20 protein-coding genes, 1 tRNA gene and 1 pseudogene are annotated in these 24,181 nt (G+C 63.1%); 12 read left to right on the top strand and 10 right to left on the bottom strand.

The features are described 5' to 3' along the window. Positions 1 to 71: 71 nt before the first annotated feature. The gene (gene acnA, locus LMH93_RS18845; protein ID WP_230064448.1) at positions 72 to 2,813 is read right to left on the bottom strand and encodes an aconitate hydratase AcnA; all 2,742 of its coding nucleotides are present in this window, start codon (positions 2,811 to 2,813) and stop codon (positions 72 to 74) included. A gap of 224 nt (positions 2,814 to 3,037) precedes the next feature. Between acnA and rlmM the strand changes: the two genes are divergently transcribed. The 3 genes from rlmM to pdxB all read left to right on the top strand — a co-directional run bounded on the left by rlmM (position 3,038) and on the right by pdxB (position 6,018). Further along, positions 3,038 to 4,102 carry a 23S rRNA (cytidine(2498)-2'-O)-methyltransferase RlmM gene (gene rlmM, locus LMH93_RS18840; RefSeq protein WP_003248725.1) on the top strand — a complete coding sequence of 355 codons (1,065 nt, stop codon included), beginning with the start codon at positions 3,038 to 3,040 and terminating at the stop codon, positions 4,100 to 4,102. 470 nt (positions 4,103 to 4,572) lie between these two features. Next, positions 4,573 to 4,815 (top strand): sulfurtransferase TusA, encoded by a 243-nt coding sequence (gene tusA, locus LMH93_RS18835; protein ID WP_003248727.1) that lies wholly within the window; start codon positions 4,573 to 4,575, stop codon positions 4,813 to 4,815. Between the two features lie 60 nt (positions 4,816 to 4,875). After that, positions 4,876 to 6,018: a 4-phosphoerythronate dehydrogenase PdxB gene (gene pdxB, locus LMH93_RS18830; protein WP_230064447.1), complete on the top strand. Its 1,143-nt coding sequence runs from the start codon at positions 4,876 to 4,878 to the stop codon at positions 6,016 to 6,018. A 114-nt stretch (positions 6,019 to 6,132) separates the two neighbouring features. Here the strand turns inward: pdxB and LMH93_RS18825 are convergent, their stop codons facing one another. Beyond that, on the bottom strand, positions 6,133 to 6,306 hold the full coding sequence (locus tag LMH93_RS18825) for a PA1571 family protein (RefSeq protein WP_003248731.1): 174 nt from the start codon (positions 6,304 to 6,306) through the stop codon (positions 6,133 to 6,135). Positions 6,307 to 6,516: 210 nt separating this feature from the next. Here LMH93_RS18825 and LMH93_RS18820 point away from each other — a divergent pair, with 210 nt between their 5' ends. The 3 genes and pseudogenes from LMH93_RS18820 to LMH93_RS29965 all read left to right on the top strand — a co-directional run bounded on the left by LMH93_RS18820 (position 6,517) and on the right by LMH93_RS29965 (position 10,068). Next, complete coding sequence (locus LMH93_RS18820; RefSeq protein WP_047604622.1) at positions 6,517 to 8,280, top strand: ABC transporter transmembrane domain-containing protein; 1,764 nt, start codon at positions 6,517 to 6,519, stop codon at positions 8,278 to 8,280. A gap of 120 nt (positions 8,281 to 8,400) precedes the next feature. Beyond that, positions 8,401 to 9,183: pseudogene (locus LMH93_RS29970) on the top strand (methyl-accepting chemotaxis protein); the annotation flags it as partial. Positions 9,184 to 9,300: 117 nt separating this feature from the next. Next, positions 9,301 to 10,068, top strand: a complete 768-nt coding sequence (locus tag LMH93_RS29965; RefSeq protein WP_370626779.1) for a methyl-accepting chemotaxis protein — start codon at positions 9,301 to 9,303, stop codon at positions 10,066 to 10,068. 107 nt (positions 10,069 to 10,175) lie between these two features. Here the strand turns inward: LMH93_RS29965 and LMH93_RS18810 are convergent. Continuing rightward, positions 10,176 to 10,252 (bottom strand) — tRNA-Pro (locus LMH93_RS18810). A gap of 80 nt (positions 10,253 to 10,332) precedes the next feature. Then, positions 10,333 to 10,554, bottom strand: coding sequence for a YgdI/YgdR family lipoprotein (locus LMH93_RS18805; protein ID WP_003248738.1), 222 nt, complete (start codon positions 10,552 to 10,554; stop codon positions 10,333 to 10,335). A gap of 187 nt (positions 10,555 to 10,741) precedes the next feature. On the opposite strand from LMH93_RS18805, the gene moaB reads away from it, so the two are divergent. Together moaB and LMH93_RS18795 are read left to right on the top strand one after the other, a co-directional pair. Continuing rightward, positions 10,742 to 11,281 carry a molybdenum cofactor biosynthesis protein B gene (gene moaB, locus LMH93_RS18800; RefSeq protein WP_003248741.1) on the top strand — a complete coding sequence of 180 codons (540 nt, stop codon included), beginning with the start codon at positions 10,742 to 10,744 and terminating at the stop codon, positions 11,279 to 11,281. Then, positions 11,265 to 12,491, top strand: a complete 1,227-nt coding sequence (locus LMH93_RS18795) for a molybdopterin molybdotransferase MoeA (protein ID WP_230064446.1) — start codon at positions 11,265 to 11,267, stop codon at positions 12,489 to 12,491. The genes moaB and LMH93_RS18795 overlap by 17 nt, the downstream gene beginning before the upstream one ends. Here the strand turns inward: LMH93_RS18795 and LMH93_RS18790 are convergent. Then, a complete protein-coding gene (locus LMH93_RS18790) occupies positions 12,480 to 13,727 on the bottom strand; it encodes a glycosyltransferase family 4 protein (protein ID WP_003248745.1) in 1,248 nt (415 codons plus the stop codon). The genes LMH93_RS18795 and LMH93_RS18790 overlap by 12 nt on opposite strands. A 256-nt stretch (positions 13,728 to 13,983) precedes the next feature. Between LMH93_RS18790 and yegS the strand changes: the two genes are divergently transcribed. Further along, positions 13,984 to 14,871 (top strand): lipid kinase YegS, encoded by an 888-nt coding sequence (yegS, locus tag LMH93_RS18785; RefSeq protein WP_003248746.1) that lies wholly within the window; start codon positions 13,984 to 13,986, stop codon positions 14,869 to 14,871. Here yegS and LMH93_RS18780 read toward each other — a convergent pair. From LMH93_RS18780 to LMH93_RS18770, 3 genes are all read right to left on the bottom strand, one after another. Further along, a complete protein-coding gene (locus LMH93_RS18780; RefSeq protein WP_014859337.1) occupies positions 14,855 to 15,514 on the bottom strand; it encodes a response regulator in 660 nt (219 codons plus the stop codon). The genes yegS and LMH93_RS18780 overlap by 17 nt on opposite strands. Continuing rightward, entirely contained in the window at positions 15,504 to 16,400 is an 897-nt protein-coding gene (locus LMH93_RS18775; RefSeq protein ID WP_230064445.1) for a sensor histidine kinase, read from the bottom strand. The genes LMH93_RS18780 and LMH93_RS18775 overlap by 11 nt, the downstream gene beginning before the upstream one ends. 366 nt (positions 16,401 to 16,766) lie before the next feature. Continuing rightward, the gene (locus LMH93_RS18770; RefSeq protein ID WP_003248752.1) at positions 16,767 to 17,276 is read right to left on the bottom strand and encodes a hypothetical protein; all 510 of its coding nucleotides are present in this window, start codon (positions 17,274 to 17,276) and stop codon (positions 16,767 to 16,769) included. A gap of 351 nt (positions 17,277 to 17,627) precedes the next feature. On the opposite strand from LMH93_RS18770, the gene LMH93_RS18765 reads away from it, so the two are divergent. Together LMH93_RS18765 and LMH93_RS18760 are read left to right on the top strand one after the other, a co-directional pair. Further along, complete coding sequence (locus tag LMH93_RS18765) at positions 17,628 to 18,563, top strand: chemotaxis protein CheV (RefSeq protein WP_003248753.1); 936 nt, start codon at positions 17,628 to 17,630, stop codon at positions 18,561 to 18,563. A gap of 55 nt (positions 18,564 to 18,618) precedes the next feature. Beyond that, positions 18,619 to 19,422, top strand: a complete 804-nt coding sequence (locus LMH93_RS18760) for an MOSC domain-containing protein (protein ID WP_014859340.1) — start codon at positions 18,619 to 18,621, stop codon at positions 19,420 to 19,422. Positions 19,423 to 19,533: 111 nt separating this feature from the next. Here LMH93_RS18760 and LMH93_RS18755 read toward each other — a convergent pair whose 3' ends face one another. After that, a complete protein-coding gene (locus tag LMH93_RS18755) occupies positions 19,534 to 21,459 on the bottom strand; it encodes a transglycosylase SLT domain-containing protein (RefSeq protein WP_003248757.1) in 1,926 nt (641 codons plus the stop codon). Between the two features lie 220 nt (positions 21,460 to 21,679). Between LMH93_RS18755 and LMH93_RS18750 the strand changes: the two genes are divergently transcribed. Further along, on the top strand, positions 21,680 to 23,608 hold the full coding sequence (locus LMH93_RS18750) for an ATP-binding cassette domain-containing protein (protein ID WP_003248759.1): 1,929 nt from the start codon (positions 21,680 to 21,682) through the stop codon (positions 23,606 to 23,608). Between the two features lie 107 nt (positions 23,609 to 23,715). Here the strand turns inward: LMH93_RS18750 and LMH93_RS18745 are convergent, their stop codons facing one another. Beyond that, positions 23,716 to 24,156, bottom strand: coding sequence for a universal stress protein (locus tag LMH93_RS18745; protein ID WP_047604588.1), 441 nt, complete (start codon positions 24,154 to 24,156; stop codon positions 23,716 to 23,718). Positions 24,157 to 24,181 lie beyond the last annotated feature (25 nt).

Below are 24,181 nucleotides of genomic sequence, written 5' to 3'. Positions count from 1 at the left end.
AGGAGACCGAGCGCCGCCCGCGCAGCGCTCGGTCTAGAGAGCGGAACACATCTTCGGCCAGACGCTCCGTCTCAACCGGCGATCATCTGGCGCAACACATAGTGCAGAATCCCCCCGGCCTTGAAGTACTCCACCTCGTTCTGGGTATCAATCCGGCATAGCACCTCGATCTGTTCCTGCTGGCCATCCTCGCGGGTAATGCGCAAGGGCAGGCTCATGCCGGGGCGAATATGTGCGCCGTCCAGCCCCAGTACATCGATCTGTTCCTTGCCGGTCAGCCCCAGCTGTTTGCGGTTGTGCCCGGCCTTGAATTGCAGCGGCAACACGCCCATGCCCACCAGGTTGGAGCGATGAATACGCTCGAAGCTTTCTGCCAGCACGGCCTTGACCCCCAGCAGGTTGGTACCCTTGGCTGCCCAGTCGCGGCTCGAGCCGGTACCGTACTCCTGGCCGGCAATCACCAGCAGCGGGGTGCCCTCCTGCTGGTAACGCATGGCCGCGTCGTAGATCGACAGCTTCTCGCCAGTGGGCACATGCAAGGTGTTGCCGCCTTCTTCACCTGCCAGCATTTCGTTGCGGATACGGATGTTGGCGAAGGTGCCGCGCATCATCACTTCGTGGTTGCCACGCCGCGAACCGTAGGAGTTGAAGTCGCGAGGCTCCACACCCTGTTCGCGCAGGTAGCGCCCGGCCGGGCTGTCGGTCTTGATGTTGCCCGCGGGGGAAATGTGGTCGGTGGTCACTGAGTCGCCCAGCAGCGCCAGCACCCGTGCGCCGTGAATATTGGCAATTTGTGGCGGCGGCCCGCCGATGCCGTCGAAGAACGGTGGGTGTTGGATGTAGGTGGAGTCAGCCTGCCACACGTAAGTGGCGGCCTGTGGCACCTCGATGGCCTGCCATTGCGCATCACCGGCGAACACTTCGGCGTATTCCTTGTGGAACATCGCCGTATCGACCTTGGCCACGGCCTCGGCAATTTCCTGCTGGGTCGGCCAGATATCACGCAGGTAGACCGGTTGGCCGTCCTTGCCTGAGCCCAGCGGATCGCGCGTCAGGTCCAGGCGCACGCTGCCGGCCAGGGCGTAGGCCACCACCAGCGGGGGCGAGGCCAGCCAGTTGGTCTTGACCAGTGGGTGCACGCGGCCCTCGAAGTTGCGGTTGCCCGATAGCACCGAGGCCACGGTCAGGTCGGCGCTGCCAATGGCGTTTTCGATCGCCTCGTCCAGCGGGCCGGAGTTGCCGATGCAGGTGGTGCAGCCATAACCGACCAGATCAAAACCCAGTTGGTCGAGGTAAGGCGTGAGCCCGGCTGCCTTGAAGTAGTCGGTGACTACCTTGGAGCCTGGCGCCAGCGAGCTCTTGACCCAAGGTTTGCGTTGCAGGCCTTTTTCCAGTGCTTTTTTTGCCACCAGCCCGGCAGCCATCATCACGCTGGGGTTGGACGTGTTGGTACATGAGGTGATCGCGGCAATCACCACGGCGCCATCACGCAGGGTGTGGGTCTGGCCCTGATGGCTGTAGTCGACTGCACCGGCCTGGTCGGCGTTGCCCACCGCGACACCGCCACCACCTTCGCTTTCCAGGCGGCCAACTTCTTTGGCCAGCGGCTTGGGCTGCAGCTCGATGAAGTGGTCGAAGGCTTGGCTGACCTGGCCCAGCGCTACGCGGTCCTGTGGCCGTTTGGGCCCTGCCAGGCTGGCTTCGACGTCGTCCATGTCCAGCGCCAGCGTGTCGCTGAATAACGGCTCCTGGCCGGGCAGGCGCCACATGCCCTGCGCCTTGCAGTACTGTTCGACCAGCTGCACGGTCGTTTCGGGGCGACCCGAAAGGCGCAGATAGTCCAAGGTGACCTGGTCGACCGGGAAGAAGCCACAGGTGGCGCCGTATTCCGGTGCCATGTTGGCGATGGTCGCGCGGTCGGCCAGGGGCAGCTCGGCCAGGCCGTCGCCGTAGAATTCAACGAACTTGCCCACCACGCCTTTCTTGCGCAGCATCTGTGTCACGGTCAGCACCAGGTCAGTGGCAGTGATGCCCTCCCGCAGCTTGCCGGTCAGCTTGAAGCCGATCACTTCGGGGATCAGCATCGATACCGGCTGGCCGAGCATGGCCGCTTCCGCTTCGATGCCGCCGACACCCCAGCCGAGTACGCCCAGGCCGTTGATCATGGTGGTGTGCGAGTCTGTGCCCACCAAGGTATCGGGGAAGGCATAGGTGCGGCCGTCGGCCTCACGGGTCCACACCGTGCGGCCCAGGTATTCCAGATTGACCTGGTGGCAAATGCCGGTGCCCGGGGGAACTACGCGGAAGTTGTCGAAGGCGCTCTGGCCCCAACGCAGAAAGGCATAGCGCTCGCCATTGCGCTGCATTTCGATGTCGACGTTTTCGGCAAAGGCTTGCGGCGTGCCGTAGCGGTCGACCATTACCGAGTGATCGATCACCAGGTCGACCGGTGACAGCGGGTTGATCCGTTGCGGGTCGCCGCCAGCCTTGGCCATGGCGGCGCGCATGGCGGCCAGGTCGACCACGGCGGGCACACCGGTGAAGTCCTGCATCAACACCCGCGCCGGGCGGTACTGGATCTCGCGGTCCGAGCGGCGTTCGCCAAGCCATTGGACAATGGCGCGCAAGTCGTCGCCGGTGACGGTCGCGCCATCCTCCCAGCGCAGCAGATTTTCCAGCAGCACTTTCAGCGACATGGGCAGGCGCTGCAGGTCACCCAGCTGGCGGGCGGCCTCGGTGAGGCTGAAGTAGTGGTAGGTCTGGTCGCCGACCTTGAGGGGCTTGAGGGTGTTCAGGCTATCGAGCGAGGGCATTGCCAACTCCTTCTGCACCGGTGCCCGGCAAATAGTCACGGTTTGCCGGCAGCACCGCTCTGTATCGGTCCGCACGGCACGGACCTGGCTGAATGGTCAGGTTAGACCGGTTTACGCTACCTGACCCTTTTCTGGACCGGCGGGGCGTGTCGCAGGTTCCGAACTTCCTTTATCATCGCCGCCCTGCCGGCGCCTGTGGTGCGCCAGCCGTCGTGGAGTGAGAGATGAATACCCTGTTCATGCATTGCCGGCCCGGTTTCGAGGGCGAGGTTTGCGCCGAAATCAGCGAACATGCCGCCCGCCTGGGTGTTGCCGGCTATGCCAAAGGCAAGCCGCAAAGTGCCAGTGCCGAGTTTGTCTGTAGCGAGGAGGGCGGTGCCGAGCGCTTGATGGGGGAACTGCGTTTCAACCAGCTGATTTTCCCGCGGCAGTGGGCACGTGGCGGTTACGTTGAACTGCCGGAAAGTGACCGCATCAGCGTACTGCTGGCGCAGTTGGCTGACTTCCCGGTGTTCGGTAGCCTTTGGCTGGAGGTGCTGGACAGCAACGAAGGCAAGGAATTGTCCACTTTTTGCCGAAAGTTCGAAGTGCCGTTGCGCAAGGCTCTGGAGAAGGCCGGCCGCCTGGTCGACGACCCCGGTCGCCCACGCTTGCTGCTGACCTTCATCAGCGGCCGCCGGGTATTTGTCGGCGTTGCATCGGCCAGCAACAGCGCCTTGTGGCCCATGGGCATCCCGCGCCTGAAGTTCCCTCGCGAGGCACCTAGCCGTTCGACACTCAAGCTGGAAGAAGCCTGGCACCAGTTCATTCCGCGTGAGCAGTGGGAGCAGCGCCTGGGGGATGACATGACCGGCGTCGACCTGGGAGCCTCACCGGGTGGCTGGACCTACCAGCTGGTGCGCCGTGGCATGCTGGTGACAGCCATCGATAATGGGCCGATGGCCGAAAGCCTGATGGACACAGGCCTGGTCCAGCACTTGATGGCCGATGGGTTTACCTGGCAGCCGAAGCAGCCGGTAGACTGGATGGTGTGCGATATCGTCGAGAAGCCGGCGCGTACCACCTCGCTGATTGAAACCTGGCTGGGTGAGGGGCTGTGCCGCGAGGCGGTGGTCAACCTGAAGTTGCCGATGAAGCAGCGTTATGCCGAAGTACGGCGCCTGCTCGACCGTATGGAGGCAACATTCAAGGCACGCAAGATCAAGGTGTCGATTGCCTGCAAGCAGCTGTACCACGACCGTGAAGAAGTAACCTGCCACCTGCGGCGGCTCGACTTGAAGCCCCGCTGAGGCCAGCGCGTCGTTCTGTTTCTGCTTCTGCGTCTGCTTTTGCTGTTGCTTCTAAGCGCGCGATAGTTCAGGCGACGCAGATTGCGACTTCAGGAGGCCGAGTGCAGGGCTTGCGAAGGGAGGTGACGGGCATGGATGCCCGTCAAGCGCTGGGCCCCAGGATGGGGCCTGCAGCGCGGTCCTCCCGGGAGCAAGCCCGGAGCGAGGGGACCCCGGAGCGCAGCGCAGGGGCCGGATGATGGGAGCCGACGGTTTTTGGTTCCTTTTTGCCACGACAAAAAGGGACCCGCCGTAAGGGCGGAAAGGTGACTATGCGCCACCTGCGTGAACGAATACCTGCTCAATCTAAATGCCCACATCCAAGAAGCAAGAAGCAAATTCGTCTGTCCTGACTCAGCGCTGGGTTTGAAAGCCGTGCTTGGACCGCGTCGCGCTATGCGCGACAATAGCGATCATTTTCGGAGCCCCCCATGACCGATTTCACCCCCGACGCCATCCTCGATGCCACCGGCCTGAACTGCCCGGAACCCGTGATGATGCTGCACCAGCACGTACGCAACCTGGCCGCCGGCGGCCTGCTCAAGGTCATCGCCACCGACCCGTCGACCCGCCGCGACATCCCCAAGTTCTGCAACTTCCTCGGCCACGAGCTGCTGCAGCAACAAGAGGACGCCGGCACTTTCCTGTACTGGATCCGCAAGAAAGCCGACTGAATCGCTCTGGAACACGCCCGGCGTTGCGCCTACACTGCGCTCCCCAGACAGGAGAGCGCCATGCTGATAGTTGCCGACGAGAACATCCCGCTGCTCGATGCCTTCTTCCAGGGTTTCGGTGAAATTCGCCGCTACCCCGGCCGAAGCCTCGATGCTGCCAGCGTCAAGGACGCCGATATCCTGCTGGTGCGCTCGGTGACCAAGGTCGACCGTCAGTTGCTCGAAGGCAGCCGTGTACGCTTTGTCGGCACGTGCACCATCGGCACTGATCACCTGGACCTGGACTACTTTGCAGAAGCTGGCATCCGCTGGAGCAGCGCACCTGGCTGCAATGCCCGCGGCGTGGTCGATTACGTGCTGGGCAGCCTGCTGACCCTGGCCGAACTGGATGGCGTGGCATTGCCTGAGCGCGTATATGGCGTTGTCGGCGCGGGTGAAGTGGGTGGCCGCCTCGTGCGGGTGCTGCATGGCCTGGGCTGGAAGGTGCTGGTGTGCGACCCATTGCGTCAGGCCGCGGAGGGCGGCGACTACGTCAGCCTCGAAACCATCCTGCAGCAGTGCGATGTGATCAGCTTGCATACCCCCTTGCAACGCGGCGGCCAGTACCCGACCTGGCACCTGCTGGGGCAGGCGCAGCTGGCACAATTGCGCCCGGGTGCCTGGCTGGTAAACGCCAGCCGTGGCCCGGTGGTGGACAACGTGGCCCTGCGCGAGCTGCTGCTGGACCGTGAAGACGTGCACGCGGTGCTGGATGTGTGGGAAGGGGAGCCGCAGGTCGACCTGACGTTGGCCGACCTGTGCACCCTCGCTACGCCGCACATTGCCGGCTATAGCCTCGATGGCCGCCAGCGTGGCACGGCGCAGATCTACCAGGCGCTTTGCCGCTACCTGGGTGTGAACGAGCAGGTGCGACTGGCCGAGCTGCTGCCCAAGCCACCGCTGGCGCAGATCGACCTGGATGCCAGCACCGACCTGTCCTGGGCCTTGGCCACCCTGTGTCGCGCCGTGTATGACCCGCGCCGTGATGATGCCGATTTCCGCCGTAGCCTCAGCGATGATCCGCAGCAACAGCGAGCAGCGTTCGACCAGTTGCGCAAGCAATACCCGCCAAGGCGCGAGATCGAGGGGCTGGCCGTGCGCTTGCACGGGGAGGCGCCGCAGTTGGCGCAGTTGGTCAGTGCCCTGGGTGGGGTGTTGGTCTAAGCACGCCTTGCCTTGATCTTGCAGGTAGGTGCGGTTACCTGTGGGGGCGGCCAAGCCCACTGGCTGGGCCAATAAAAACCCGGCGCAAGCGCCGGGTTGCAAAGAATTCGCCGATCAACCTTTGCGTACGCGCTCGACACGGCTTTCTTCCAGGGCCTTGCAGGCCTGCTGGATCATCTGCTCGGTGATCGGCACTTCGCGCCCCTTGGCGTCGATGATCGAACCGCATACTTGCGGTTGCGGGGAGGTTTGGGGCTTCTGGTTATCACTGCCATGCTGCAAGCTCATGCACTGTCTCCTCTTCAGGTTCAAGCTCAGGGTAGCCCTGCGCCGTGACTGGCCTGTGACAGCTTCCGGGTCACGGCAGCAACAGTCCAGCAGAAACCCTGTGAAAGCTCCATAAGCTGGTTAGATCGATGCGTTATAGCAACCTTCATGCAGTCTCCCTACCGGGATGAGTGGTAGGCTGCCGCTTCCCCACCCTTTGTGGTCGTCGCCATGCCCGAATCGGTTTCCCCGCGCCAACGCCGTGCCTTGCGCCTGGCTTGGCAGTTTGTTCGCCCTTATCGCCGTCAGGTGCTATTGGCATTGCTGGCGCTGGTAGTCACCGCTGGCATCACCCTGTCGATGGGCCAAGGCATCCGCCTGCTGGTGGATCAAGGCTTCATGACCCGCTCCGCGCACCAGCTCAATCAGACCATCGGGCTGTTCTTGCTGCTGGTGCTGGCGCTGGCGGTGGGTACCTTCAGCCGTTTCTATCTGGTGTCGTGGATTGGCGAGCGTTGTGTGGCCGATATCCGTCGTGCGGTCTTCGATCACCTGATCGGCCTGCACCCAGGTTTTTTCGAGGACAACCGCAGCTCCGAGATCCAGTCTCGGCTGACTGCGGACACCACCTTGCTGCAATCAGTGATCGGTTCATCGCTGTCGATGTTCCTGCGCAACGCGCTGATGGTCATTGGCGGTGTGGTATTGCTGTTCATCACCAACCCCAAGCTCACCAGCATCGTGGTGGTAACGCTGCCGCTGGTGTTGGCACCGATCCTGTTGTTCGGCCGTCGGGTGCGCAGCCTGTCGCGGCAGAGCCAGGACAGGGTCGCCGATGTGGGCAGCTACGTGGCTGAAACGCTGGGGCAGATCAAGACCGTGCAGGCCTACAACCACCAGGCGCACGACCGCGAACTGTTCGCCGATACGGTCGAAGCAGCGTTTACTGTTGCCCGCAAGCGGATTACACAGCGTGCCTGGCTGATAACCCTGGTGATCGTGCTGGTGTTGGGGGCGGTGGGGGTGATGCTGTGGGTCGGCGGCATGGATGTGATCGCCGGGCGTATATCCGCAGGCGAGCTGGCTGCATTCGTGTTCTACAGCCTGATCGTCGGCAGTGCCTTCGGTACCCTCAGTGAGGTGATCGGCGAACTGCAACGGGCCGCGGGTGCCGCCGAGCGCATTGCCGAACTGTTGGCAGCGCGAAGTGCCATCCTGCCCCCCGACGTGGCGCAGGTGCTGCCGCAGCCGCGGGCCAGCGGGCATATCGAACTGCAACAGGTCGTGTTCGCTTACCCTTCACGGCCCACGGTGGCAGCTGTCGACGGCCTGAGCCTGACCATCGAACCCGGGCAGACCGTCGCCCTGGTTGGCCCTTCCGGGGCAGGCAAGTCGACCCTGTTCGATCTGTTGCTGCGCTTTTACGACCCCCAACAAGGGCGCATCCTGCTCGATGGCCAGCCGGTTACCGCATGTGATCCCGACCAGCTACGCCGGCAGTTCGCTTTGGTGGCACAAAACCCCTCGCTGTTCCGTGGCACGGTGGAGGCCAACATTCGTTATGGCCGGCCCGAGGCGACCCTGGCTGAAGTCGAAGCAGCAGCCCGCGGCGCCCATGCCGACGAATTCATCCGGCAACTGCCCCAAGGCTACCAGACACAACTGGGGGAGGGCGGCATCGGCCTTTCCGGCGGGCAACGCCAGCGCCTGGCGATTGCCCGGGCCTTGCTGGTCGATGCGCCGATCCTGTTGCTGGACGAAGCCACCAGTGCCCTGGATGCACAAAGCGAATACTTGATCCAGCAAGCGCTGCCCAGCCTGATGGCCGGCCGTACCACGCTGGTGATCGCCCATCGCCTGGCCACGGTACAGCATGCCGAGCGCATCGCGGTCATCGACCAAGGCCGGCTGGTGGCGGTGGGCACCCACCGTCAGTTGATCGAGGACAGCCCGCTGTATGCGCGGCTGGCAGCGCTGCAGTTCACCACGGGCTAGCGTGTCGTGGCTTTGTAACATTTCTGTAGTAATTGCCTGAGAAGATTTGCCTCAACTGTTGCGTAAGTGCTCGACCTGGCTGCCATTGCGTGATGGCAGCTTTTTTTTGGCCTGCCAGTAATGAGGCTGCACAGCGGCCTCAGCCTACTCCCTCTGGTTCCGAGACCCTCGATGTTGCGTAAATCCCTCAGAGTGCAAATTCTCTCGCTGCTCGGCGGCAGTGTGCTGGCGATGCTGCTGATCGCCCTGGTGTGTTTCCAGTTCCTGTCGTCCAGCGTGCGTGGCTACGCCGAGCTGGTCGACGGGCCGCTGCGGGCCTCGCAATTGATTGACGAAGCCAACCTGCAGTTCAAGATCCAGGTGCAGGAATGGAAGAACGTGCTGTTGCGCGGGCGCCAGCCTGCGGAGATGGACAAGTACTGGCAGCAGTTCCAGGCCCGAGAACAGCAAGTACAACAACTGCTCGGGCAATTGATCGACAACAGCGATGCCAGGCTCAAGCCGTCGCTGCAGCAATTGCGCGACAGCCATCGCCAGTTGGGCCAGGCCTATGCGCAAGGCCGTCAGGCCTTCCTGGCGGCAGGCGGTGACCCGGTAGCGGGCGACCGGGCGGTCAAAGGCGTGGACCGTGCCGCCAGTGAGCAAATGAGCGAACTGGTCGAGCAACTGCGCGCCGATGCCCGCCAGCGTGCCGCCAGCATCAATGCCAGTGCCGAGCGCACGGTATGGTTGGGCCTGCTGGTGATGCTGGCTTCTGCGGTGCTGGTGGGGCTGCTCAGCCTGTGGCTGGTCAACCGTAGCCTGATCGAGCCGATCCGCCAGTTGATCGAGTACGTCGCGCAGCTCAGCCAAGGCTGCTTTGCTGCCCGGGTCGACAGCCGTCGGGAGGATGAGCTGGGGCGCCTGGCGCGGGCGGCCAACACCCTGCGTGACTTCCTTGCCGATACTGTCGGCCGGCTGCAGGACAACGCTCAGGAGCTGGAAGGTGCCAGCGGGCAGTTGCGCAGTATTGCCGGTGACATGGCCCGCGGTACTCATGACCAGTTCCAGCGTACCGACCAGGTGGCCACGGCCATGCACGAAATGTCCGCCACTGCCCAAGAGGTCGCTCGCCACGCCGCCGAGGCTGCCCGCGCGGCCGATGACGCCGACCACAGCGCCCAGGCCGGCGAGCAGGTGATGCAGCAGACCATCGACATCATCGGGCTGGTCAACCGCGAAATCGCCGGCACGGCGTCGGTAATTCGCGACCTGGAGCATGACAGCACACGGATAGGCAAAGTGCTGGAAGTGATCCGCGGCATTGCTGAGCAGACCAACCTGCTGGCGCTTAACGCGGCCATCGAAGCGGCCCGTGCGGGCGAAGCCGGGCGTGGTTTTGCGGTGGTCGCCGATGAAGTGCGCAGCCTGGCCCAGCGCACGGCAGCGTCGATTGCAGAAATTCACCAGATCATCGAAGCGGTACAGTCAGGGGCGGTGGAGGCGGTCAAGGCCATCGAAAGCGGCCAGCAACGCAGCCAGGAAGGGGCTGAGCAGGTCGAGCAGGCCGGGCAGATGCTGCAGCGTATCACCCAGGCGGTGGAGGCGATCCGCGACATGAACCGGCAAATCGCCACTGCGGCCGAGGAGCAGACCAGCGTGGCCGAAGATATCTCGCGTAACCTGATCGAAATTACCCGGATTGCCACAGCCAACCAGGAAGCGGTGCAGCATACCGAGCAGGCGGGGCAGCGCCTGCATGGTTTGTCAGGGCAGTTGGGCGAAGTCACCTCCCGGCTGACCGCCTGACTGGGTCTGCAGGGGTTGCATGTGCCCCTGGAGGCTGAAGCGGCGCACTGACGTATTTTTCGCACACAACAAAAAGCCCGCGCAAGGCGGGCTTTTTGACAAGGATTTGGTCGGAGAGACAGGATTCGAACCTGCGGCCTTCTCGTCCCGAACGAGACGCGCTACCTGGCTGCGCTACACTCCGATGACCAAAATCCTACTGCATCCCGTTTTTGCCCGCAAGCCCTTGTTGTTTAAAGGGCCATGGCCTGAACGGGGCCTTGATCAGAGCTCTTTGACGGTGCGGATCTGGTCCTTGTTCAGGCGCGTGCGCTTGCCGTCGAGTTGCTCGAATTCATAGAAGCCAGAGTCTTCGTCGTAGGACGGTTTGTCGGTTGCCTGGATCTCCCGGCCATCGTTCAGGGTAATGACGGTTGGGGTCGAGCAGCCAGCAAGGGCGCCCAAACCCAAGGCAAGCAGGAAGGCGGGTAGGGTCCGTTTGATCATCGTGTTTCTCCAAGTGCGATGGTGCTAGATGACTTTTATGACGCAGGACGTTAGTGCAAGTTCACTCCAAGTGCAGCATAGCGATTAATTCGTTCTCTTGACCCAAGGCAAGGCTGAGGGGGGCAACGCTGGAAAAGGTGCGCTGTGATATAACTGCGTCCATCTCATCCTGTTGTGACGGACACCCATGAAAGCCAAGGCAGATACCCCCTTCGTGGCGCTAAGCATCGCCGTACTCACGGTCAGCGACACCCGTACCTTCGACACCGACACCTCTGGCCAGATGTTCGTCGACCGCCTGAGCGCCGCCGGTCACCGCCTTGCCGAGCGCGTGCTGCTCAAGGATGACCTGTACAAGATCCGAGCCCAGGTTGCCACCTGGATCGCCGATGACAGCGTGCAAGTGGTGCTGATTACCGGCGGTACCGGGTTTACTGGCCGCGACAGCACCCCCGAGGCGGTGGCCTGCCTGCTGGACAAGCAAGTGGACGGCTTTGGTGAGTTGTTCCGGCAGATTTCCGTGGCAGACATTGGCACCTCCACCGTGCAATCGCGAGCCTTGGCCGGGCTGGCCAACGGCACGCTGGTGTGCTGCCTGCCGGGCTCGACCAACGCTGTGCGCACCGGTTGGGATGGCATCCTTGCCGAGCAGCTTGATGCCCGTCATCGCCCGTGCAACTTCGTGGCGCACCTGAAGCAGGCAGCGGCCTGTGACAGCCGTGGCTGAGGTCAGCCCGGCCCGGCCGCTGATGCCGGTGGAACAGGCGCTGGAGCAACTGCTGGCGCTGGCCGAAGCTGCACCGATCCGCGAGACCGAAAACCTGCCGCTGGCCGAAGCCGAAGGCCGCGTGCTGGCCACTGACCTGGTGGCCTCCCTCGACCTGCCGCCTTGGCCGAACAGCGCCATGGACGGTTATGCCTTGCGCCTGGCTGATTGGCAGGGCCAGCCGCTGCCGGTCAGCCAGCGTATTTTCGCCGGCCATGCGCCCCAGCCGCTGCAACCGGGTACTTGCGCACGGATCTTCACCGGCGCGCCTGTGCCGGAGGGGGCCGACTGCGTCGAGATGCAGGAAAACACCGACGTACTCGAAGATGGCCGGGTACGCTTTCTCGAAGCGTTGCGCACCGAGCAGAACATACGCCCTCAAGGTCAGGAGACCCGCAAGGGCGAGCAGGTGATGAGCGCCGGCACCCGCCTTGGGCCGATCGAACTGGGCCTGGCTGCGACCTTGGGGCATGGCCGTCTGGACGTGGTGCGCAAGGTAAAAGTGGCGGTGCTGTCCACCGGCGACGAACTGGTCGAGCCAGGCCTGCCGCTCGGGCCTGGGCAGATCTACAACAGCAACCGCAGGCTGCTGGTCAGCTGGTTGCAGCGGCTGGGTTGCGAAGTGGTCGATGCCGGCATCCTGCCGGATGACCTGGCCCGCACTCGCGCCTGCCTGGCTGAACTGGGTGGCGTAGACCTGATTCTGTCCACCGGAGGCGTCTCGGTGGGCGAGGCCGACTACCTCGGTGCCGCCCTGCGCGAGGCCGGCGAACTGGCGTTGTGGAAGCTGGCGATCAAGCCGGGCAAGCCGCTGACCTTCGGCCACTTCCAGGGCGTGCCGGTGATTGGCTTGCCGGGCAACCCCGCCTCGACCTTGGTCACCTTCGGTCTGCTGACCAGGCCCTACCTGCTGCGTCGTCAGGGTGTGATTGACGTCACGCCGTTGCGGTTCGACATGCCGGCAGGGTTTGACTGGCCCAAGCCGGGTACGCGTCGCGAATACCTGCGCGCGCGCATCGAACAGGGCCGAGTGCGCATCTACAAGAACCAGAGCTCGGGTGTGCTGCGCAGCGCAGCCTGGGCGGAGGGCCTGGTGGAAGTGCGTGAAGGCAGCACGCCGAAGCAGGGCGACATCGTGCCATTCATCCCCTTCAGCGAGCTACTTGGCTGAGCGGCCCAGCCAGGCACTGGCCAGCGGCGCGGCCTCGGCCGGTGCCGCCTGGGTCAGGCGTATGTGCACATTCTCCAGTTGTTGGGCAGCCACGCTCCAGTCGTGGCGCTGGCGGGCAAACTGGCGCCCGGCGGCGCTCAACTGGCTCATGCGCCAGGGCTGATTGAGCAGCTGGGTGATCAGCAATGCCAGTTGATCACCGTCGTCACTGCCCAAGTAGTGTTCGCCGTTGTTCACGGTCAGGCCTGAAACGCCCTTGTCGGTGGTGATCACGGGTAAGCCGGCGGCCATCGCTTCGAGGATTTTCACCTTCGAGCCACCGGCATAGCGCAGGGGGGCAAAGAACAGGGCTGAACGTCGTTGCAGTTCACGCAGGTCGGGGCGGTAGCCGAACCATTCAATGCGTGGGTCGTTCCAGTGAAGCTTCCAGTTGGCCGGCATCGCGTGCCCGGCAATCGCCAGGCGCACCGCCGGGTTGCTCATCCACACCTTCGGCATGATGTCGTCCAGTGCCCATTCGATGGCCTCCAGATTGGCGCCATATTCGAAATTGCCGACGAACAACAGACGCTGGCTGTGCAGCGCAGGTTGCACCTGCTGGTAGAAATCACAGTCCACGCCGTTAATCACCACATTCACCGGGCGCCCGCTGATCTGCGCGATCAGCTCGGCATCATGGGCGCTGACAGCCACCAGTTCGGTGGGCTGGCGCAGCACACGGTGCTCCCAGCGCCGGTAGCGCCAGCGGTCGAAGGCGTTGAGCGGGCGCAGCCACAGCGGCAGGCGATCGTGGCAGGCGCCGCCCATTACCGACTCCAGGGTGTGCTCGCTAAGCATGTAGGGCAGCCTGCGGGCCTGCAGGGCTTTTTCGAACGGCTGGAAGCTGTAACTGTGCTCAATCTGGATCACGTCCCAGGGTTCGTCCAGCAGTTGCTCGAACCGGTGCCGCAGGCAAGGCGCCAGGCCATTGATGATAGCCCGCATGGGGTAATCGATGATGGGTGAAGCCAGCAGGTTGAGTGGGCTGTGCAGCGGTCTGCGGGGTAGCACGATCAGGCGTTCGAGTAGGGGCTCAAGGGCCTCACGTGCTGCGTCGCAGAGAGGGATCTTCGACTGCACCAGCAGGGTAATCCGGTGGCCGCGCTGGGCCAGTGCGCGCAGCAGATGGTATTGCCGGGTCTTGTGGCCGCTGGTGGTCGGCCAAGGCAGGTAGGGCAGTGTCCAGAGAATGCGCATGACCCGAAGTCCTCGCGAAAGGCTGCAGATAGCAAAACGCGCCCGTTGGGAGCAGTGGGGGAGCCACTGCCGGGCGCGTCCATGGCAATAGGGATATTTGCTGAGCATAGCCGGGATTGTCAGGTGTGGAAAAAATGACCGGCGACGTGACCAGTTGCAGGCCTGGCGCCGGCACACTGTTTTTTCCAGGGCATGCAACGATCCGGGTGGGCCAGTGGTCGAGATAGGGGGTGGTCCACTTTACGGAGACGCGCACATGCAAGGGCGCAAGGCAATGTTGGTGCTGCACGGCAAGCAGGCGATGAACGAAGACGTGCGCAGCGCCGTGCGCGACCTGCGCGATAGCGGCTGGGTGCTGGATGTACGGGTTACCTGGGAGGCGGGCGACGCCCAACGGCTGGTCGCCGAGGCACTGGCGGCGGGTTACAGCCATATCGTCGCCGGTGGCGGGGACGGCACGTTGCGGGATGTGGCCGAGGCCATGGGCTTGGCTGCTACCAACGCCAGCCTGACCTTGTTGCCATTGGGGACGGCCAACGATTTCGCCAAAGCCGCTGGCATCCCCCTGGAGCCAGCGTCGGCGCTGGCCTTGCTGAATATCGCGCCACAACCAATAGACTTGGGGCAGGCTGGCGATCAGTTGTTCCTCAACATGGCCACGGGTGGCTTTGGCAGCCAGGTCACCGCCAATACCTCCGAAGACCTCAAGAAAGTGCTGGGCGCTGCCGCCTACCTGTTCACCGGGTTATCCCGCTTCAGTGAGCTACAGGCGGCTTCAGTAGAGCTACAAGGGCCAGGCTTCCACTGGCAAGGGGATTTGCTGGCGCTGGGTATCGGCAATGGCCGACAGGCTGGGGGCGGGCAGGTGCTGTGCCCCGAAGCCATGGTCAACGACGGTTTGCTTGACGTCGCTATTCTGCCTGCACCACAGGAAGTGGTGGGGGCTCTGCGGGACCTGTTGGGCGGTGACGGCCTGTTCGTTCGGGCCAGGCTGCCATGGGTCGAGATCAAGAGTTCGCAAGGGTTGGACATCAACCTCGATGGCGAGCCGTTGCAAGCTGCCAACCTGCGCTTTCAGGCAAGGCCGGCGGCGTTGCACCTGCACCTGCCGGCCGGGTCACCGTTGCTCAGTCATCCAGGCTGATGATTTTTTCGCGTACGGCGAACAGCACCAAGCCGGCCACGTCGTGAATCTGCAGGCGCTTCATGATTTGTGAGCGGTGAGTTTCCACGGTCTTGATCGACAGGCCCAGGCCTGCCGCGATTTCCCGGGTGGACTTGCCGCGCACGATCAGGCGGAGGATCTCAAGCTGCCGTGAAGTCAGATTATGCCGTTCGCCAGCGCTTTGCTTGCCTAGTTTGGTGTGCCGCAGCGCCTGGTTGATGACGGTGTGGGCGATGGCCGGGCTGAGGTAGCGCTCACCGTGGCGTACGGCACCCAGCGCCTGTTCCAGCTCGGTGGCGCTGGTGTCCTTGAGCAGGTAGCCGTGGGCACCGCTTTCCAGGGCCCGCATGATCAGGTCCGGGTCGGTGTGCATGGACAGGATCAGCACTTTGCAGGTACTGCCGCTGGCCCGCAGTTGGGTGAGGGCGTCCAGGCCGCTGGTCGAACGCATGGAGATGTCCAGCAAGATGATGTCGGGTGTCAGTGTGCGTACCTGGTCGAGTAGCTGGCTGCCGTCGTCGGCTTCGCCGACCACGTCATAGCCGGGGATATCGCAGACCAGTGCGCGCACCCCGGCGCGGATCAGCGAGTGGTCATCTACCAGCAGTAGTCTACAGGTCATGGTTGGTAATACTCCTGGCGCGTTGCTGAGTGCGCGGGGACCACGGGAACATCGCTTCGATCTGTGTGCCTCGGCCAGGCTGACTGGTGATGTCGAGGCTGCCCTGCAGCGCGATTACCCGCTCCTGCATGCCGGCCAAGCCGCGCTGACCGGCCTCGGCCGGGTGCCGGGCAGGGGCGAAACCACGACCATCGTCGTGGATCGACAACGCCAGCCCCTCAGGGGTGCGTTGCAGGCGGATGACCAGGTTGTGTGCCTGGGCGTGGCGCAGCATGTTGGTCACTGCCTCCTGGGTAATACGGAACACCGCCATGGCCACGGCTTCGTCGATGCCGCCCAGGCGCTGGTTGCACGCCAGGCTCCAGTGCACGCCGCTGCTGGCCAGGGTGCGTACCAGGTGCGCGCGCAGGCTGGCCTCCAGGCCAAGGCTGGCCAACTGCCGGGGGTTGAGCAGCGCGGAAACATCGCGCACGTTACCGAGGGTGTCATCCAGCGTGCTGCGCAGGGCCTCGCAGTGCCCCTGCAACTCGTCGGGCATGCGCCGTTGCAGCCACTGCAGTTGCAGCTTGGCAGCGGTGAGCAGTTGGCCGATGTCGTCGTGCAGTTCCCGGCTCAGATGCTGACGCTCGTCTTCTTGCACCTTGAGCATGCGCTCGGCCAGCTCGGCCGGGCGCAGGTGGATCGACCTGGCGCTCAGGCCCAGTTGTACAACAGCACCCAGCGTGGCGACCAACTGCAGCACCAGCAGGGTGGCCGGGATTGTCTGGTTGGCCAGGTATAGCGCCATGTTGGCAACCAGTGAGGCCACGCAAAGCCCGACCGTTGCCCAACGCAGCACGGCGGCGCGGGAGCAGCAATGCAAAGAAGTCTTCAAGCGTGGAAACATAGGTAGGGAGGCCACTGAAGTATTGCTGATGGAGGCCTTGCACAATGCTGGTCAGAGGCTTTGGCGCAGTACTTTCGATGTTTTTTCGAACACGCATTCTTGCCACCGTTGTTCCGGCAGCAAGCGTTTGTGGGGGCGCATATTATCACTTTGCATTGCATTGGTCGCGGCCGTGTAACGCGTTGAAACGCCTACTGGTCGGGCCTTTTCGGGTAGCAAAGTGCCACCCTTTAATCGCGTTGTACCCACTTGTGCTGTAACTAGCGCGGCAATGATTCAACGGCATGCACCGAAAGCCTGGTGAACTTTCCAAGTTCGACCATGGTCGGGTTTCAATCAAGTTGCTTAGTTGCACTTTGCGTCAGGTTAATGCATGCGATTAGAGCGGCTGGGGCGGTTGCCGGTTGCCACGTCACTGTGCGGGTGAATGCACGCGCTGCCTTCTTCATCGCAGGACGCGCAGGCTGGCGCAAAGGGTGCTTGTACGACTTTGGCCAATTCACCCAGCAACACCAGTTGCTCGCCGATGTCCAGGTTCAGCCGCCCTGTACGGCTATCGACAAGCTCCAACTGCCAGGCCAGCAAGGTCAGGCATGCCCCTATGGCGGGTAGGGCTTCACGCTGCAGGCAACCACCGTGACAGGCCGGGGCGAGCAACTGTTGCAGGGCGGTGGTGTAGTGGGCGACTTCACGCAGGCCCAGGCGCGTAGCTTGACGGGCGATAGTGTCGAGGGTGTTGTTCAGGCAACTGCAGGCATCCGGGTCATTGTCTATAAGCTCCAGATGCTGCAGGCATTCCTGGGCCTGGGTCAGCAGTACCTGGGCATCCAGCAGGAAGCCCTGCAGGGCGTCATCGAACGATAAGGCAGTGTCCATCATCAAGTCCCCGCGCGTGGGGTAGGCGCAGGGGGCGGGCACGCCGAAACGATAGCTAGCAAAAGCCTGACTCCATTCATGCAATGAGAATGGCGTCACATTAATGGCTAAAGGATATCGCGAACATCAGGTTGCACCCGATTGCCGCTAAGGGTTTCCCTGATCAAGGGCTAGGGTAGGGAACTTTTGTCGTGCCCCTGATTTGCCCTGGCGTGTCGGCAGTAAAGCATGATGGTAAAGTGATATCAATTATCTGCGCGGCATTTTCCCGCAGGGGTCAAGGTGTGCGTGAAGCCGCCGATACAGGGTAGATGATTTCACCTTTTAAGACTCAAGCCTGGGGGCTTTCCAATGGCTGGCATTCTCGACACGGTAGACCAACGCACGCAACTGGTGGGTGAGAACCGCCTGGAAATTCTGATGTTTCGTCTGGCCGGTCGCCAGCTGTTCGCGATCAACGTGTTCAAGGTGCAGGAAGTACTGCAACTGCCCAAGCTGACCCTGATGCCCCAGCGCCACGCCTATGTCTGTGGTGTGGTCAACCTGCGTGGGCAGACCCTGCCGGTGATCGACCTGTCTCAGGCGATCGGTATGCGCCCGCTACAGCCGGGGCCGGACAGCACCATCATCGTCACCGAATACAACCGCTCGGTGCAGGCCTTCCTGGTGGGCGGTGTCGACCGCATCGTCAACATGAACTGGGAGTCGATCATGCCGCCGCCTTCCAGTGCCGGTCGCCAGCACTACCTGACTGCCATCACCAAGGTTGATGAGAAGCTGGTGGAAGTGATCGACGTGGAAAAGGTGCTGGCCGAAATCGTGCCCTACAACGCCCGGGTTTCTGGCGACAAGCTCGCCGACCCAGTGCTGGCCCGGGCCCGCGGCCGCGAAGTGCTGCTGGTGGACGACTCCAGTGTGGCCTTGGCGCAATTGCGCGATACCCTGTCTCAGTTGGGCATGAAGCTGCACGTGGCCAGTGATGGCCTGAAGGCGCTGCGCATGCTCAAGGGCTGGGCCGACGCCGGCGAGGACGTGTGCGAAAAGCTGCTGATGGTGTTCACCGATGCAGAAATGCCGGAAATGGACGGCTATCGGCTGACCACCGAGATCCGCAGCGATGCCCGTCTGCGCCAGCTCTATGTGGTGCTGCACACTTCGCTGTCGGGCAGTTTCAACGAGTCCATGGTGAAGAAGGTGGGCTGTGACAACTTCCTTTCCAAGTTCCAGCCTGATCGCCTGGTCGATGTGGTCAAGCAGCGCCTGCTGCTGGATACCACCGCCGCGTGAACGTTGTGCCGGCCAGGTATAAGCTTGGCTTTTGGCATGAAGCGAGGCAGCAGGGATGTTTCTCAGTGAGTTGTATCGATACCCGGTGAAGTCGGGGCAGGCGCAAAGCCTGAAGGCATCACCGGTGGGGTTGCTGGGGTTGCAAGGCGACCGGCGCTGGATGGTGGTCGAGGAAGAAAACGGACGCTTCCTGACCCAGCGTGCCTGGCCACAACTTGGCCAGATCGACGCGAGCGATGACGACAGCGGCCAGTTGCTGCTGCAAGCCCCTGGACAGGCGCCGTTGCGGGTGCCTGTACCGCCTGCCGATGACGCCCTGCGCGGCGTGACGATCTGGCGCGATACCCTGCGTGTGCCGGACGCTGGCGATGCCGCGGCGGCCTGGTTGAGTGAGTTGCTGGGCAAAGCCGTACGCCTGGTGCATTGCCCGGAGCAGCGTGCGCGTTACCTGCCCAATGGTTACGGCTTCAACAGTGACCGTGCGGCGTTTCCGGATGGCTTCCCCTTGCTGCTGATTGGGCAGGGCTCGCTGGACGAGCTTAACCGGCGTATTGGCCGGCCCATGTCGATGCGGCGCTTTCGGCCCAACCTGGTGGTGCAGGGCGCGGAGCCGTTTGCCGAGGATGCCTGGAAGCGGATTCGCATCGGCAGCTTGGTGTTTCGCGTGCTCAAGCCCAGTGTGCGGTGCATCTTCACGACCATCGATCCGGCTACCGGGGAGCGCAGCGCTGACCGTGAGCCGATGGCTACGCTGAAGACTTTCCGCGAAAAAGAAGGCGACGTACTGTTCGGCCAGAACCTGGCTGTGGATGGCAGTGGGTGGCTGGAGGTGGGGATGGAGGTAGAAATCCTGGAATAGGTGTGTTGCCTGTGCAGGCCTCTTCGCGGGTGAACCCGCTCCTACAACGACCGCGTAACCCTTGTAGGCGCGGGTTCACCCGCGAAGAGGCCGGTACAGGCTCAACAGCAATCACATGTCATCGAAATACCGTTCATGCCAATCCACCAGTGGCTGCGGTGAATTCAGCTTCTGCCCGTAGATCACCGAATACGACAGCACGTTCTGAACATACTGGCGTGTTTCGTCGAACGGGATCGACTCCACCCACACATCGAAGCTCAGGTGCTTGGCCCCTTTGAGCCACTGTCGCACGCGCCCGGGGCCGGCGTTGTAGGCTGCCGAAGCCAGCACCCGGTTGCCGTTGAACTGGCTGTGTACCTGGCTCAGGTAGGCCGCACCCAGCTGGATGTTCTTGTCCGGGTTCAGCACTTGCGCCGGTGAGGCCAGCGGGATGCTGAACTTGCGTGCGGTTTCTTTGGCCGTGGCCGGCATCAGTTGCATCAAGCCGCTGGCGCCCACGGGTGAGCGTGCGTCCTCCATAAAGGCGCTTTCCTGGCGAGTGATGGCGAATACCCAGCTCGAATGCAGGCCGCGAACCTTGGCTTCACGCACCAGCGTGTCGCGGTGGGCCATGGGAAAGCGGATGTCCAGGTCGTCCCAGTACTGGGCCTGGCTGATGGTGCGGATGGCTGGGAAGTACCAGCGCAGCTCATAACCCAGGCGTGCCTGCGCAACCATTTCGTCACGGGTGAAGTGGCGGCTGACGTGGTACCACTCACGGCGGCCGTCGACGATCTGGCCGCGGGCGTGGAATTCCAGTGCGCGCTGGATGCCGGGCGTGTTGCGGACCTTCTTGACCAGTTGTGGGCTCAGCAGCAGCGGCTTGTTGTTCAGCTGGTAGGGTGTCTGTGCCCGATCGGCGGCGAGGAAGCCATAGAAGTCACGCTCACGCGCTGCGGTCTTGTAAAGCAGCGGGATCTGCGGGTTGTTTGGCTGTGCCAGCTCCAGGCTGCGAGCCTGCCAGTACTTCCAGCGGCTGGTGCTGGCCAGGTCCTGGGGAAGGCGTTTGGTCAGCTCGTAGGCGTCCTCCCAGCGGCCCAGGCGCAGCAGCAGGCGAAGGCGCCATTCGCTGACAGTGTTGTCACGCAGCTCGGGGTCATAGCGGGTCATCAGGTCGAGCGCGCGTGGGTCGTAGCGGCGTGCGAGGGTCAGGCCGATTTCGCGGGCGATGGCCACCTTTTCGTCACGCGAGAAGTGCATGCGCTGGGCGTAATCGTCGAGCAGCGCCATGGCCCGCTCCGGGTCCTGCCGGGCCAGGCGACGAAGGCCGAGGCTGACCACGTCGGACATGGCCTCGTTGACCGGGGTAAAGCGCGACGGCTGGTTGAGCAGCTCGGGCTTCTGCGCGACGTCGATCAGCAGGCGCCCCTGCGGGCCGAGGGTGGTCAGGGTCTTGACCAGGGTGTTGGCCAGGCCGTAGTTGCGCGCCTGGGCGGCCAGCTTGGTGCGTTCCCAGCGCTTGGCCTCGGTCAGTTGGCCTTCGGCTGCCCACATGCCAAACAGCGTGTCGCAGGCGGCAGGTTGCGATTTGCCGACGCTCCACAGCTTGTCGGCGGTGGCGTAACCTTCGGCGCGCAGGCCGTGGCTGAGCTGGTATTGGCCGTTGAGGCAGTCCAGTTCGGTGAAGTTGAGCTTGGGGTCGTAGTACTTGACGAAGGTATCCCACTCGCCGCGTTCGGCCAGCCAGCGCAACCAGCGCAGTTTCATCCAGTTGGCCTGGGGCAGGTCGCCATGCTTGGCCAGGAAACCTTCGATTTCCTGGTTGCTGGCACTCTTCAGGCGGGCGGTGAGTTCGTCGTAGACCAGGTAGGGCGTCAGCGGGTAGTCGCTCAAGGCCTGGGCATAGCGCAGGTACGGGCCTTTGTCGCCTTTGGCCAGCGCTCGCTTGGCCTCGTCATAGTACTGGCGTTGCAGGGTCAGGTCGGTGGCCTGCGCTGCGCAGGTGGCAGCGGTAAGCAGCAGGCAGGATGCGATATGTAACAGGCGGCTGCGCATGATACGTCCGGGCAGTTGAACCATGGGAAGTGTCGGCGGAGCCAGCACTATTGAAAGCTATTGCCTTAGCTTAGCTGTTTGCCGGCAGTGGGTGAAAGCACTGTGCTTGTATCGGGATATTAAGTTCGACCAGATGTCACCAGGTGCTCACCGGTTGGCCTGGCGGATGCCGTCGAAGGCCAAGTCAGGTAGAATGCGCGCCCGATTTATGGAGACGAACATGACCCTGCTCAAATTCAGCGATGTGTCCCTCGCATTCGGCGCCATGCCGCTGCTGGACAAAGTGTCCTGGCAGATCGCTCGTGGCGAGCGGGTGTGCATCATCGGCCGCAACGGCACCGGCAAGTCGAGCATGCTGCGCCTGGTCAAGGGCGAGCAGAAGGGCGACGACGGTGAAATCTGGCGTGCGCCTGGCCTGAAGATCGGTGAGTTGCCACAGGAGCTGCCGGTAGCCGACGAGCGCACGGTGTTCGACGTGGTAGCCGCTGGTCTGGACGGCGTGGGCGAATTGCTGGCGCAGTTCCACCACCTGAGCATGAACATCCAGGGCGATGAAGACCTGGAAAAACTCATGCACGTCCAGCACGAGCTGGAAGCCCGCGACGGCTGGCGCCTGCAACAGGTGGTGGAAAGCACACTCAGCCGCCTGCAGCTGCCGGCCGACAAGACCCTGGCCGAGCTGTCCGGTGGCTGGCGCCGCCGCGTACTGCTGGCCCAGGCGCTGGTGTCCGAGCCCGACCTGCTGCTGCTCGACGAACCGACCAACCACCTGGACATCGGTGCCATCGCCTGGCTCGAAGAGGCCCTGCGTGGCTTCAACGGCGCGGTATTGTTCATCACCCACGACCGTTCGTTCCTGCAGAACCTGGCCACCCGTATCCTCGAACTGGACCGCGGCGGCCTGATCGACTGGAACGGTGACTACGCCAGCTTCCTGGTGCACAAGGAGGCCGCACTGGCCGCCGAAGAAACCGCCAACGCGCTGTTCGACAAGCGCCTGGCCCAGGAAGAAGTGTGGATCCGCCAGGGTATCAAGGCCCGCCGTACCCGCAACGAAGGCCGCGTGCGTGCACTGAAGGCCCTGCGTGTGGAGCGTGGCGAGCGCCGTGAACGACAGGGCAAGGCCAACATCCAGATCGAAGCCGCGGACAAATCCGGCAAGCAGGTGATGGTGCTGGAAAATGTCAGCTTCCATCACGCGGACGGCCCCCTGCTGGTCAAGGACTTTTCCATGGTCCTGCAGCGGCAGGATCGCATCGGTCTGCTGGGCGCAAACGGCACTGGCAAGACCACGTTGCTCAAGATGATGCTGGGCGACCTTGAGCCCACTGCGGGCAAAGTGGAGCGCGGCACCAAGCTTGAGGTGGCCTATTTCGACCAGATGCGCCACCAGCTCGACCTGGAAAAGACCGTAATCGACAACCTGGCGGAAGGCCGTGATTTCATCGAGATCGATGGCCAGAACCGCCACGTGCTGAGCTACCTGGGCGACTTCCTGTTCAGCCCCCAGCGCGCGCGTACGCCGGTCAAGGCGTTGTCGGGGGGTGAGCGTGCACGGTTACTGCTGGCCAAGCTGTTCAGCAAGCCGGCCAACCTGCTGGTGCTTGACGAACCGACCAACGACCTGGACGTGGAAACCCTCGAGCTGCTGGAAGAGGTGCTGTCCAACTACAAGGGCACCGTGCTGATGGTCAGCCACGACCGGGCCTTCCTCGACAACGTCGTGACCAGCACCCTGGTGTTCGAAGGCGAGGGCAAGGTGCGTGAGTATGTGGGCGGTTACGAGGACTGGATTCGCCAGGGCGGCTCGCCGAAGCTGCTGGGTGTGACCGAGAGCAAGGGCGGTAAGTCTGCGCTCAACAGCGCGGTAGTGGAGAAGGTCGAGGCCAAGCCTGAGCCTGTTGCGGCGCCGGTGGTGGAAGACGCTTCGAAGAAGAAGCTGAGCTACAAGCTGCAGCGTGAGCTGGAGATGCTGCCGGGGCAGATTGATGAGCTGGAGCAGCGTATGGCTGAAGCCCAGGAAGAAGTGAATGCGGCGGGCTTCTATCAGCGGCCGATTGCAGAAACTTCGGCGGTGCTGGCACGGATCGAGAAGCTGCAGGGCGAGCTGGATGTATTGGTGGAGCGCTGGGCTGAGCTGGAAGGCTGATTGGCGTTAGCCTGTTCCGGCCTCTTCGCGGGTAAAGCCGCACCTGCAGGGATTGCCATACCCTTGCAGGCGCGGACAGGCCCGCGAAGAGGCGGGTTCAGGTCCAGTCAATCCTTCTTCAGCAAGCGTACCGCCAGCACGTCACACGGCGCACCGTGCAGCACATCGTTGGCCGTGGAGCCCAGCAGCAATGCCAGGCCGTGACGGCCATGGCTGCCGACCACAATCAGGTCGCACTTCTGGTCCTTGGCCAACTGGTGAATTTCCTGGCGAGGCTGGCCGTAGGTCAGGTGCGAGTCGCCGCGGTTGATTCCCGGGTATTTGTTGAACAGCCGGTCCATGCGCTCCTTGGCCTGGTCGAACTGCTGCTGTTGCAGCTGCGACAGATCCATCGGTACGTCACCGCCGAAAGCCATGGCCATCGGCTCAACGATGTGCACCAGGGATACCTTGGCTTTCGAAGGCTCTGCCAGCGCCATGGCGCGCTTGATCACCGGGTCGCATTCTTCGGTCAGGTCGACGGCGACCAACAAATGTTCGTATTGCATGAGCGGTACTCCTGACAATCGCGAT

This window comes from Pseudomonas sp. CIP-10, assembly GCF_020911845.1.
GTDB lineage: Bacteria > Pseudomonadota > Gammaproteobacteria > Pseudomonadales > Pseudomonadaceae > Aquipseudomonas > Aquipseudomonas alloputida.
This window is presented reverse-complemented; position numbering and strand designations above follow the sequence as displayed.